Below are 13202 nucleotides of genomic sequence, written 5' to 3' on the forward strand. Positions count from 1 at the left end.
AATCGCGGTAAAGCGGTTGTTGAAGCGGTCTGCACGGGATAATTATCAATAAACACATGTAGATCGAGGCTGATTATGAAGAACATCGTTTTATGCTGTGCAGCGGGAATGTCAACCAGCATGCTGGTTCAACGTATGAAAGACGCCGCGCAGAAAAAAGGGGTTGAAGTCACCATTAAAGCCGTTCCGGTTGCGGAGTTTAAAGACAACATCGCAACGGCCGACATCGTATTGCTGGGGCCACAGGTTAAATACGAGCAGGCTAAATTACAGGCGCAGGCCGACCCGCTGGGCAAAAAGGTCGCGGTGATCGACATGATGGATTACGGCATGATGAAAGGTGATGCCGTACTGGATAAAGCGCTCAAACTTCTGGAGTCATAATGGAAGACTTAGAAACCACGATTATGGAACTGCTTGTTAACGCAGGCGCGGCGCGCAGTGCGGCCCTGACGGCATTGCAGATGGCGCGTAAAGGTGAGTTTGACGAAGCCGAAAAAGCGATGGAAGAGTCGCGGGAATATGTGAAGCATGCGCACACCATACAGACGCAGCTTATCGGTCTTGATGAAGGGACCGGGAAGCTTCCGGTTAACCTGATCACCGTCCACTCGCAGGATCACCTGATGAACGCCATGGTCATACAGGACCTGGCGGGCGATATGATTGAGCTGTATCGACGGATCCCATTAGTAAACTGAAATAGTGCAGATATAAAAAAACCCGCCGAAGCGGGTTTTTTATTAGCGACTCAACGATTACTCGTTGTCGGAGCCACCCAGACCTGCGTTCAGCAGTTCTGCCAGGCTCGCGGATGCATCTTCAGCAGTAACCTGCGGTGCAGCTGGCAGTTCGCCTGCAGCACGACGACGCATACGATCCTGATGGTACGCATAACCGGTACCAGCCGGGATCAGACGACCCACGATAACGTTCTCTTTCAGACCGCGCAGTTCATCACGTTTACCTGCAACAGCGGCTTCGGTCAGGACACGAGTCGTTTCCTGGAACGATGCTGCAGAGATGAAGGACTCGGTTGCCAGAGACGCTTTGGTGATACCCAGCAGATCGCGCGAGAAGGTCGCACCGATTTTGCCGTTCGCTTCCAGTTCGCGGTTAGCGATCTTGACGCGTGAGTATTCAACCTGCTCGCCTTCGAGGAACTCGGAGCTGCCCGCGTTTTCGATGGTTGCTTTACGCAGCATCTGACGAACGATAACTTCGATGTGTTTATCGTTAATCTTAACGCCCTGCAGGCGGTATACGTCCTGTACTTCGTTAACGATGTAACGAGTAACAGCATGCACACCACGCAGACGCAGGATGTCGTGCGGCGCTTCTGGACCGTCGGAAACCACGTCACCACGTTCTACGCGTTCACCTTCGAACACGTTGAGCTGACGCCACTTAGGAATCATCTCTTCGTACGGTTCGCTGCCATCTACTGGAGTGATAACCAGACGGCGCTTACCTTTGGTCTCTTTACCGAAGGAGATGATACCGCTGATTTCAGCCAGGATTGCCGGCTCTTTCGGACGACGTGCTTCGAACAGGTCCGCAACGCGTGGCAGACCACCGGTGATGTCCTTGGTACCGCCGGATTCCTGAGGAATACGCGCCAGGGTGTCACCCGAGCTGATCTGTACGCCATCTTCCAGCTGTACAATCGCTTTACCCGGCAGGAAGTACTGCGCAGGCATATCGGTACCTGGGATCAGAACGTCATTACCCTGAGCATCAACGATTTTCAGTGCAGGACGCAGATCTTTACCGCCGGTAGTACGTTCAGCAGAATCCAGAACCACCAGAGAAGACAGACCGGTCAGCTCGTCAGTCTGACGAGTAATGGTCTGGCCGTCGATCATGTCAGTGAAGCGGATGAAACCACTTACTTCGGTGATAACCGGCATGGTGTGTGGATCCCAGTTTGCAACGGTTTCACCGCCGGCAACCTGCTCGCCATCACCTTTCGCCATAACCGCACCGTAAGGCACTTTATAGCTCTCTTTGGTACGACCGAATTCGTCGATCAGCTTCAGCTCGGTGTTACGTGAAGTGATAACCAGTTTACCGCTGGAGTTCACAACCGACTTCGCGTTGCTGAGCTTGATGCTACCTTTGTTTTTCACCTGGATGCTGGATTCAGCAGCCGCACGAGATGCCGCACCACCGATGTGGAACGTACGCATCGTCAGCTGTGTACCCGGCTCACCGATGGACTGTGCCGCGATAACGCCGATGGCTTCACCTTTGTTGATGATGTGGCCACGCGCCAGGTCACGACCGTAGCAGTGCGCACATACACCAAAGTCGGTGTCACAGGATACAACGGAACGCACCTTCACGGAGTCAACAGAGTTCGCTTCCAGCAGGTCACACCACTGTTCGTGCAGCAGGGTGTTGCGTGGAACCAGAATGTCTGCGGTGCCCGGCTTCAGAATGTCTTCCGCGGTCACACGACCCAGTACGCGATCACGCAGTGGCTCTTTAACATCACCACCCTCGATAACCGGGGTCATGGTGATACCTTCGAGGGTGCCACAATCGTCTTCGGTCACAACCAGATCCTGCGCAACGTCTACCAGACGACGCGTCAGATAACCGGAGTTCGCGGTTTTCAGTGCGGTATCCGCCAGACCTTTACGCGCACCGTGCGTGGAGATGAAGTACTGGAGTACGTTCAGACCTTCACGGAAGTTCGCGGTGATTGGCGTTTCGATGATGGAGCCATCTGGCTTCGCCATCAGACCACGCATACCTGCCAGCTGACGAATCTGTGCTGCAGAACCACGCGCACCGGAGTCGGCCATCATGTAGATGCTGTTGAAGGAAACCTGCTGCTCTTCTACGCCGTCACGGTTAATCACGGTTTCGGTCTGCAGGTTGTCCATCATCGCTTTGGATACACGATCGTTCGCCGCTGCCCAGATATCGATAACTTTGTTATAGCGTTCGCCCGCGGTAACCAGACCAGACTGGAACTGCTCCTGGATCTCAGCAACTTCAGCTTCCGCTTCAGAGATGATCTCGTGTTTCTTCTCTGGGATGACCATGTCATCGATACCAACAGATGCACCTGAACGCGCTGCATAAGCAAAGCCGGTGTACATAGTCTGGTCAGCGAAGATAACGGTCGGCTTCAGGCCCAGAATGCGGTAACAGGTGTTCAGCATTTTGGAGATCGCTTTCTTGCCCAGCGCCTGGTTGACGATGGAGAAAGGCAGACCTTTCGGTACGATCATCCACAGAATGGCACGGCCAACGGTCGTGTCTTTCAGGCTGGTTTTCGCAACGAATTCGCCGTTTGCATCTTTTTCGTATTCGGTGATACGCACTTTAACGCGCGCATGCAGAGAGGCCAGGCCAGCGCGATAAATACGCTCAGCTTCTTTCGGGCCAGTCAGCACCATGCCTTCGCCTTTGGCGTTAACACAGTCACGGGTCATGTAGTACAGACCCAGTACAACGTCCTGAGAAGGAACGATAATTGGCTCACCGTTCGCTGGAGACAGGATGTTGTTAGTAGACATCATCAACGCACGCGCTTCGAGCTGGGCTTCCAGCGTCAGCGGTACGTGAACAGCCATCTGGTCACCATCGAAGTCGGCGTTATAGGCCGCACAAACCAGCGGGTGCAGCTGGATCGCTTTACCTTCGATCAGGACTGGCTCAAATGCCTGGATACCCAGACGGTGCAGAGTTGGTGCACGGTTCAGCAGTACCGGGTGTTCGCGGATAACTTCGTCCAGGATATCCCAAACGACAGCTTCTTCACGCTCAACCATTTTCTTAGCGGCTTTGATGGTGGTGGCCAGGCCACGCAGTTCCAGCTTGCCGTAGATGAACGGTTTGAACAGCTCCAGTGCCATTTTCTTCGGCAGACCGCACTGATGCAGACGCAGGTATGGACCTACGGTGATTACAGAACGCCCGGAGTAGTCAACACGCTTACCGAGCAGGTTCTGACGGAAACGACCCTGTTTACCTTTGATCATGTCGGCCAAAGATTTCAGAGGACGTTTGTTAGAACCGGTGATCGCACGACCGCGACGACCGTTATCCAGCAGGGCATCTACCGCTTCCTGCAGCATACGTTTTTCGTTGCGTACGATGATGTCCGGCGCAGCCAGATCCAGCAGACGTTTCAGACGGTTGTTACGGTTGATCACGCGACGATACAGATCGTTCAGATCGGACGTTGCGAAACGACCACCATCCAGCGGAACCAGTGGACGCAGATCTGGCGGCAGAACCGGCAGAACGGTCAGGATCATCCACTCTGGCTTGTTACCAGACTGAACGAACGCTTCCAGCAGTTTGATACGCTTGGTCAGCTTTTTACGCTTGGTTTCGGAGTTGGTTTCGTTCAGCTCTTCACGCAACTGCTCGCACTCTTGCTCCAGATCCATGCTCTTCAGCAGAGCCTGAATAGCTTCCGCACCCATCTTCGCGTCGAATTCGTCACCGAACTCTTCCAGCGCGTCCAGATACTGCTCTTCAGTCAGGATCTGATGACGTTCCAGGTTCGTCATCCCGCCTTCGATAACCACATAAGATTCGAAGTACAGAACACGTTCGATATCACGCAGCGGCATATCCAGCAGCAGACCGATACGGGACGGCAGTGATTTCAGGAACCAGATGTGAGCAGTCGGAGACGCCAGCTCGATGTGGCCCATGCGCTCACGGCGCACTTTGGTCTGGGTCACTTCAACGCCGCACTTCTCACAGATCACACCGCGGTGTTTCAGGCGCTTGTACTTACCGCACAGGCACTCGTAATCTTTTACTGGCCCGAAAATACGCGCACAGAAAAGGCCGTCACGCTCAGGCTTGAACGTACGGTAGTTGATGGTTTCCGGCTTTTTAACTTCACCGAAAGACCATGAACGGATCATGTCTGGCGAAGCCAGAGCAATTTTGATCGCATCAAACTCTTCGGTTTTAGTCTGCGCTTTCAGAAACTTTAATAAATCTTTCACGGATTTGCTCCCGTCGGAGTTAGCACAATCCGGTGCCGGGGGTTAACCCGGCACCAGTGACCTGTTTGAGCGAGAATTACTCGTCTTCCAGTTCGATGTTGATACCCAGCGAACGAATCTCTTTCAACAGTACGTTGAAGGATTCTGGCATGCCTGGTTCCATCTGATGGTTGCCGTCCACGATGTTTTTATACATCTTAGTACGACCGTTCACGTCATCAGACTTAACGGTGAGCATTTCCTGCAGGGTGTATGCCGCGCCGTATGCTTCCAGCGCCCACACTTCCATCTCCCCGAAGCGCTGACCACCGAACTGTGCCTTACCACCCAGCGGCTGCTGAGTAACCAGGCTGTAAGAACCGGTAGAACGAGCGTGCATCTTGTCGTCGACCAGGTGGTTCAGTTTCAGCATGTACATGTAACCTACGGTTACCGGACGTTCGAACTGTTCACCGGTACGGCCGTCAAACAGCGTAATCTGACCAGACGTTGGCAGACCACCCAGTTGCAGCAGCTCTTTAATTTCTGCTTCTTTTGCACCGTCGAATACCGGCGTTGCAATTGGCATACCTTTGCGCAGGTTCTCTGCCAGACGCAGCACTTCTTCATCGCTGAAGGTGTTCAGGTCGACTTTCTGACGCACGTCGGTACCCAGATCGTAGGCACGCTGGATGAATTCGCGCAGTTTCGCGACTTCCTGCTGCTGTTTCAGCATGGCGTTAATCTTGTCGCCGATGCCTTTCGCAGCCATACCCAGGTGAGTTTCCAGGATCTGACCAATGTTCATACGAGACGGTACGCCCAGTGGGTTCAGTACGATATCTACCGGCGTACCGTTAGCATCGTGCGGCATATCTTCGATCGGGTTGATCTTAGAGATAACACCCTTGTTACCGTGACGACCTGCCATCTTATCACCAGGCTGGATCTGACGTTTAACAGCCAGATAGACCTTAACAATCTTCAGCACGCCTGGTGCCAGATCGTCGCCCTGAGTGATTTTGCGGCGTTTCGCTTCGAGTTTTTTCTCGAACTCGTGTTTCAGTTCGTCATACTGCTCAGCCAGCTGTTCCAGCTGATTTTGTTTCTCTTCGTCGGTCAGGCCCAGTTCCAGCCAGCGATCGCGTGGCAGTTTGTCGAGCTTCTCAGCTTCAACGCCACCGGCAACCAGCACCGCATAGATACGGCTGAACAGACCCGCTTCGAGGATCTGCAGTTCTTCAGACAGGTCTTTCTTAGCCTGTTTGAGCTGCATCTCTTCGATTTCCAGCGCACGCTTATCTTTCTCAACGCCATCACGAGTGAAGACCTGAACGTCGATAACCGTACCGGAAACACCGTTTGGTACGCGCAGAGAAGAGTCTTTAACGTCAGACGCTTTCTCACCGAAGATGGCACGCAGCAGTTTCTCTTCTGGCGTCAGCTGGGTTTCACCTTTCGGCGTAACCTTACCAACCAGAATGTCGCCGCCGGTCACTTCCGCACCGATGTAAACAATACCGGATTCATCCAGTTTGGAGAGCGCAGCTTCACCCACGTTAGGGATGTCAGCAGTGATCTCTTCTGGCCCCAGCTTGGTGTCACGGGACACACACGCCAGTTCCTGAATGTGGATGGTGGTGAAACGATCTTCCTGAACCACACGCTCGGAGACGAGGATGGAGTCTTCGAAGTTGTAACCGTTCCACGGCATGAACGCTACGCGCATGTTCTGACCGAGCGCCAGTTCACCGAGGTCGGTGGACGGACCGTCTGCCAGCACGTCGCCGCGCTCAACTGGCTCACCCAGAGATACGCAAGGCATCTGGTTGATACAGGTGTTCTGGTTAGAACGGGTGTATTTGGTCAGGTTATAAATGTCGATACCTGCTTCGCCCGGGTACATCTCGTCTTCGTTAACTTTGATAACGATACGGGAGGCATCCACGTACTGAACAGTACCGCCACGCTTAGCAACTGCAGTAACACCGGAGTCAACGGCAACAGCACGTTCCATACCGGTACCAACCAGCGGCTTATCAGCACGCAGAGTTGGAACGGCCTGACGTTGCATGTTCGCACCCATCAATGCACGGTTGGCGTCATCGTGTTCCAGGAACGGGATCAGGGACGCACCGACGGATACCACCTGCTGGGTGGATACGTCCATGTAGTCAACCTGGTCGCGGCTGAACAAGCTGGATTCGCCTTTGCTACGGCAGGTAACCAGATCTTCTACAAAGTGGCCTTCGTCATCCAGGTTGGAGTTCGCCTGAGCGATAACGTAGTTGCCTTCTTCGATAGCAGACAGGTAATGAATTTCGTCGGTAACAACACCGTCGGTCACTTTACGGTACGGGGTCTCGAGGAAACCGTATTCGTTTGTCTGTGCATACACGGACAGGGAGTTGATCAGACCGATGTTTGGACCTTCAGGCGTTTCGATTGGACATACGCGACCGTAGTGGGTCGGGTGTACGTCTCGAACTTCGAAGCCTGCACGCTCACGGGTCAGACCGCCTGGGCCGAGTGCAGAGATACGACGCTTGTGCGTAATCTCAGACAGCGGGTTGTTCTGGTCCATGAACTGAGACAGCTGGCTGGAACCGAAGAACTCTTTCACTGCTGCAGAAATCGGCTTGGCGTTGATCATATCCTGAGGCATCAGGGTATCCAGATCGCCCAGAGACAGACGCTCTTTCACCGCACGCTCTACACGTACCAGGCCAACGCGGAACTGGTTTTCCGCCATTTCGCCTACGGAACGGATACGACGGTTGCCGAGGTGGTCGATGTCGTCCACTTCGCCTTTGCCGTTACGGATATCGATGAGCTTCTTCATCACTTCGATGATGTCGTCTTTGCTCAGGATACCGGAACCTTCGATTTCGTCGCGCAGCAGAGAACGGTTGAACTTCATACGACCAACCGCGGACAGATCGTAGCGGTCTTCGGAGAAGAACAGGTTCTCGAACAGGCTTTCAGCCGCTTCGCGAGTTGGTGGCTCACCAGGACGCATCATGCGGTAGATTTCAACCAGCGCGCTCAGACGATCGTTGGTTGGGTCGACGCGTACAGTCTCAGAGATGTACGGACCGTGGTCCAGATCGTTGGTGAACAGCGTTTCGATACGTTTGTGGCCAGCCTGACTCAGCTTAGCCAGCAGATCCAGGCTCAGCTCCATGTTAGCCGGGCAGATCAGCTCGCCAGTTGATTCATCAACGTAATCTTTCGCGGCTACTTTTCCTGCAATGTATTCAACCGGAACTTCGATGTGTTTGATATCATCTTTTTCCAGCTGGCGGATGTGGCGCGCGGTGATACGGCGACCTTTTTCCACATACACTTTGCCGTCGGCTTCGATGTCGAACGACGCGGTCTCACCACGCAGACGTTCCGGCACCAGCTCCATCTGCAGCTTGTTGTCGCGGATTTCAAAGATCACTTTCTCAAAGAACAGGTCCAGGATCTGCTCAGTGGTATAGTTCAGTGCACGCAGAATGATGGTTGCAGGCAGTTTACGACGACGGTCGATACGGACAAACAGGTTGTCTTTTGGATCGAACTCGAAGTCCAGCCAGGAACCACGGTAAGGAATGATGCGTGCGTTATACAGTACTTTACCGGAAGAGTGCGTTTTACCTTTATCGCTGTCGAAGAAGACGCCCGGGCTACGATGCAGCTGGGAAACGATAACACGCTCAGTACCGTTAATAACGAAAGTACCGTTGTCTGTCATGAGTGGAATTTCACCCATGTAGACTTCTTGTTCTTTAATGTCTTTTACGGTGCCTTCAGGCGCTTCGCGCTCGTAGATCACCAGACGCAGTTTTACGCGCAGCGGTGCGGAATAGGTCACGCCACGGATCTGACATTCCTGAACGTCAAACACCGGTTCGCCAAGGCGGTAGCTGACGTACTGCAGCTCGGAGTTACCGCTGTAGCTCTGAATCGGGAACACGGAGCGGAAGGCTGCTTCCAGACCGTACTGCCCTTCAGGATCTTGCTCGATAAACTTCTGGAACGAGTCAAGCTGGATAGAAAGGAGATATGGAATGTCCAGAACTTGTGGACGTTTACCAAAATCCTTACGAATACGTTTTTTCTCGGTATAGGAGTAAACCATAGGGTTCCTCAGCTCGCTGACAAGTCGACCCATCTGTCCGACGAAGGGACAGTTTGTGCAACACCATTTTGTGGACCGGAAAATTGAATACTTTCCGCAATACCTGTTGCTATCACGCTTAAACCATTTCATTGCGATTTACACAGAGCGAGCACCCTGTCGCAGTATATTAAGTCGTCGATAGAAACAAGCATTGTCAGGACAATCAGCAGTCAAACAGTGTGAAATGCTACTGATGCCTTACAGCGCAAAAAGGCTGGTGACTAAAAAGTCACCAGCCATCAGCCTAATTACTTAGGCTGCAACCAGAAAAGTTGGCTTATTTAACTTCAACTTCAGCGCCAGCTTCTTCCAGAGATTTTTTCAGTGCTTCTGCGTCGTCTTTGCTCACGCCTTCTTTCAGCGCAGCTGGAGCAGATTCTACCAGGTCTTTAGCTTCTTTCAGACCCAGGCCAGTTGCGCCACGTACTGCTTTGATAACAGCAACTTTGTTCGCGCCAGCAGCTTTCAGAATTACGTCGAATTCAGTTTTTTCTTCAGCAGCTTCAGCCGGGCCCGCAGCTACAGCTACAGCAGCAGCAGCAGAAACACCGAATTTTTCTTCCATTGCAGAAACCAGCTCTACAACGTCCATTACGGACATAGCTGCTACTGCTTCAATGATTTGATCTTTAGTGATAGACATTTAAATTGTTCCTGAAAATCAGAATAAGTTTATACGTAAGCAAATGCTTTATAAAGATAACTGCGATTAAGCAGCTTCTTTCGCATCGCGTACAGCAGCCAGAGTGCGAACCAGTTTGCCAGCCGCAGCTTCTTTCATGGTTGCCATCAGGCGTGCAATTGCTTCTTCGTAGGTCGGCAGGGTTGCCAGGCGATCGATTTGCGATGCCGGGATCAACTCACCTTCAAAGGCTGCAGCTTTGACCTCAAATTTTGCATTCGCTTTCGCGAACTCTTTGAACAGACGAGCAGCAGCGCCCGGGTGTTCCATAGAGTATGCAATCAGGGTCGGACCAACAAACGTGTCTTTCAGGCACTCGAACTGAGTACCTTCAACTACGCGGCGCAGCAGGGTGTTACGAACAACACGCATGTATACGCCAGCTTCACGACCTGCTTTACGCAGTTCAGTCATTTTGTCTACAGTAACGCCACGGGAATCCGCAACTACTGCAGACAGCGCGCCTTTGGCTACTTCGCTGACTTCAGCAACAATCGCTTGTTTGTCTTGAAGATTTAAAGCCATTAGCTTTGCTCCTGGATGTTTGCCGGAACTCATGTTCCGGAACTCACTTCACTCTCCCCAACGGAAAGAGCGTCTTAATACGGTGAGCAGAAACAAGCCAGAGTATCCAAAAATAATCTTAGCGTTCTGTCACCGTCTACGCAGGGGATTAAGTCTCTTGCGAAACACCTGCGGTCTTCGACGGAGGCCTGGATTAGGCCAGGCTCCAACGAACAAATCTTTTAGCCGCTAACAATTGTTAGCAAACGTGGGGGTAAGATTGTAGACAAAATCACCGCCCACGTAAAGGCATTAGTTTGCAGCAGCGCTCAGGCCAGCCTGGTCAACTGCAACACCTGCACCCATGGTGGTGGAGATGCTAACTTTCTTGATGTACACGCCTTTCGCCTGAGTTGGTTTTGCTTTTTTCAGCGCAACCAGCAGAGCTTCCAGGTTTTCTTTCAGTTTGTCAGCGTCAAAGTCCACTTTACCGATGGTGGTGTGGATGATGCCGTTTTTGTCGTTACGATAACGAACCTGACCTGCTTTAGCGTTCTTAACCGCTTCAGCAACGTTAGGGGTTACAGTACCCACTTTCGGGTTTGGCATCAGGCCGCGTGGACCCAGAACCTGGCCCAGCTGGCCAACAACGCGCATTGCATCTGGAGAAGCAATAACAACGTCAAAGTTCATTTCGCCTTTCTTGATCTGATCAGCCAGATCTTCCATACCTACCAGTTCAGCGCCGGCAGCTTTAGCAGCTTCAGCGTTTGCACCCTGAGCAAATACAGCTACGCGAACGGAACGGCCAGTACCGTGTGGCAGTACAGTTGCGCCACGAACGTTCTGATCGGATTTACGCGCGTCGATGCCCAGGTTAACGGCAACGTCAACGCTTTCAACGAACTTAGCAGTTGCCAGTTCTTTCAGCAGAGCGATAGCTTCGTTGATGTCGTACTGTTTGGTCGCATCAACTTTGTCACGGATCACGGACATGCGCTTGGTCAGTTTAGCCATTTCTTAGTCCTCCACTACCAGGCCCATGGAACGTGCAGTACCTTCGATTGAGCGAGTCATCGCTTCAATGTCGGCACCAGTCATGTCGGCAGCTTTGGTCTGCGCGATTTCCTGCAGCTGAGCGCGAGAAATTTTACCCACTTTGTCTTTGTTCGGTTTACCGGAACCAGACTTGATACCAGCCGCTTTCTTCAGCAGAACTGCTGCAGGAGGGGTTTTGGTAACGAAAGTGAAAGAACGGTCAGCGTAAACAGTGATTACGACTGGGATTGGCAGACCTTTTTCCAGGGATTCCGTTTTTGCGTTGAACGCTTTACAGAATTCCATGATGTTCACACCCTGCTGACCCAGAGCTGGACCAACTGGTGGACTTGGGTTCGCCATACCAGCTGCAACCTGCAGCTTGACGTAGGCTTGTACTTTCTTAGCCATTCTAAAATCCTCTGATTGGGTAATAGCGCCTCAGTGAGGCTCCCCGTGAATAAAATTCGTTTTACGGGCCGGTCCCATAAAAACAAAAGGCGCGAAATTGTATTCCAATCTCGCGCCCTGTGCAACGATTAAATCGTCGCTTTTTTGATCGCTGCTTAGGCTTTTTCGACCTGCGCAAAGTCCAGTTCTACCGGGGTCGCACGACCGAAGATAGATACAGAAACTTTCAGGCGGGACTTTTCGTAGTCCACTTCTTCAACGACGCCGTTAAAGTCAGCAAACGGACCGTCATTAACACGAACCATTTCACCCGGTTCAAACAGCGTTTTCGGACGCGGCTTATCGCCAACCTGCTGCAGGCGGTTCATAATCGCATCCACTTCTTTGTCGCTGATTGGCGCCGGACGGTCAGACGTGCCGCCGATAAAGCCCATCACGCGCGGTACGCTGCGCACCAGGTGCCAGCTCGCGTCGTTCATTACCATCTGAACCAGCACGTAACCCGGGAAGAATTTGCGCTCGCTTTTGCGACGCTGGCCGCCACGGATCTCGACCACTTCTTCGGTCGGAACCATAACTTCGCCAAATAACTCTTCCATGTTGTGTAATTTGATATGCTCACGCAGCGACGTTGCTACGCGGCCTTCAAAACCGGAAAACGCCTGAACGACGTACCAGCGCTTTTTAGGGGCTTCAGACATCTCAGAACCTCAGGCCAGTGATAAAGGATACCAGGCGAACCAGAATACCATCCAGTCCCCACAGGATCAGTGACATTACAGCGGTAACCGCCGCTACGATCAGCGTGGTGTGCAATGTTTCCTGGCGAGTCGGCCAAATTACCTTACGGACTTCGGTACGCGCTTCGCGAGCAAAAGCGACGGTCGCTTTGCCTTTCGTCGTCAACAGCGCGACACCACCCGCTGCAGCAATCAGAATTACCACTGCAAGCGCGCGTAGCGGCAGCATCATGTCACGATAAAGGTAGTTGCCGACAATCGCTACGATCAGCAGAACGGCTACTACTACCCATTTCATCGCTTCCAGGCCGCGCCCGCTCCCTTGAGCTTCGGTATTCGCACTCATAAACCAACCTGTCAGAAGTATTCTACAAACATTTTCACCCCGCGATTGCGAGGCAAACCAAATCGAAATGCTAATTCGCTTTTCGAATTATACGCTCTCTGCAGAGCCTGTCTCAGCAATGATTATGACAAAAATAATCACTGATGAGCCAGGTTCTGACGTGAAAGCGTGCAAAAAGGGCATCAAATGATGCCCTTTTATTGCGCATTGCGTCAAATGTTATCAGCAATTAGCCGAGAACTTTAGCAACCACGCCCGCGCCAACGGTACGGCCACCTTCACGGATTGCGAAACGCAGACCGTCGTCCATCGCGATTGGGTGGATCAGCGTCACAACCATCTTGATGTTGTC

General features: G+C 52.4%; 11 protein-coding genes. 2 read left to right on the top strand and 9 right to left on the bottom strand.

What is annotated here, in order from left to right:
- The first annotated feature begins 75 nt into the window (after positions 1–75).
- Positions 76–384 (top strand): PTS sugar transporter subunit IIB, encoded by a 309-nt coding sequence (locus C6A40_RS23365; RefSeq protein WP_008503456.1) that lies wholly within the window; start codon positions 76–78, stop codon positions 382–384.
- Entirely contained in the window at positions 384–701 is a 318-nt protein-coding gene (locus C6A40_RS23370; protein ID WP_008503455.1) for a PTS lactose/cellobiose transporter subunit IIA, read from the top strand. The genes C6A40_RS23365 and C6A40_RS23370 overlap by 1 nt, the downstream gene beginning before the upstream one ends.
- A gap of 57 nt (positions 702–758) precedes the next feature.
- Here C6A40_RS23370 and rpoC read toward each other — a convergent pair whose 3' ends face one another.
- The 9 genes from rpoC to C6A40_RS23420 form a co-directional block, all read right to left on the bottom strand.
- The gene (gene rpoC, locus C6A40_RS23375; protein WP_008503454.1) at positions 759–4982 is read right to left on the bottom strand and encodes a DNA-directed RNA polymerase subunit beta'; all 4224 of its coding nucleotides are present in this window, start codon (positions 4980–4982) and stop codon (positions 759–761) included.
- Between the two features lie 76 nt (positions 4983–5058).
- Positions 5059–9087 (bottom strand): DNA-directed RNA polymerase subunit beta, encoded by a 4029-nt coding sequence (gene rpoB / locus C6A40_RS23380; RefSeq protein ID WP_008503453.1) that lies wholly within the window; start codon positions 9085–9087, stop codon positions 5059–5061.
- A gap of 319 nt (positions 9088–9406) precedes the next feature.
- Complete coding sequence (rplL, locus tag C6A40_RS23385) at positions 9407–9772, bottom strand: 50S ribosomal protein L7/L12 (protein WP_002445276.1); 366 nt, start codon at positions 9770–9772, stop codon at positions 9407–9409.
- Between the two features lie 66 nt (positions 9773–9838).
- Positions 9839–10336 carry a 50S ribosomal protein L10 gene (gene rplJ / locus C6A40_RS23390; RefSeq protein WP_003862338.1) on the bottom strand — a complete coding sequence of 166 codons (498 nt, stop codon included), beginning with the start codon at positions 10334–10336 and terminating at the stop codon, positions 9839–9841.
- Between the two features lie 291 nt (positions 10337–10627).
- Entirely contained in the window at positions 10628–11332 is a 705-nt protein-coding gene (gene rplA / locus C6A40_RS23400; protein ID WP_006810530.1) for a 50S ribosomal protein L1, read from the bottom strand.
- Between the two features lie 3 nt (positions 11333–11335).
- Positions 11336–11764 (bottom strand): 50S ribosomal protein L11, encoded by a 429-nt coding sequence (gene rplK, locus C6A40_RS23405; protein ID WP_008503452.1) that lies wholly within the window; start codon positions 11762–11764, stop codon positions 11336–11338.
- 155 nt (positions 11765–11919) lie between these two features.
- Positions 11920–12465: a transcription termination/antitermination protein NusG gene (gene nusG, locus C6A40_RS23410; RefSeq protein WP_003862341.1), complete on the bottom strand. Its 546-nt coding sequence runs from the start codon at positions 12463–12465 to the stop codon at positions 11920–11922.
- 1 nt (position 12466) lies between these two features.
- Positions 12467–12850, bottom strand: coding sequence for a preprotein translocase subunit SecE (gene secE / locus C6A40_RS23415; protein WP_003862342.1), 384 nt, complete (start codon positions 12848–12850; stop codon positions 12467–12469).
- Positions 12851–13079: 229 nt separating this feature from the next.
- Positions 13080–13202: EF-Tu C-terminal domain-related protein (locus C6A40_RS23420; RefSeq protein ID WP_010791611.1), on the bottom strand; the 123-nt coding region annotated here is incomplete at its 5' end.

This window comes from Enterobacter sp. GER_MD16_1505_Eko_090, assembly GCF_003331015.1.
In the GTDB taxonomy this organism is placed as follows: domain Bacteria; phylum Pseudomonadota; class Gammaproteobacteria; order Enterobacterales; family Enterobacteriaceae; genus Enterobacter; species Enterobacter roggenkampii.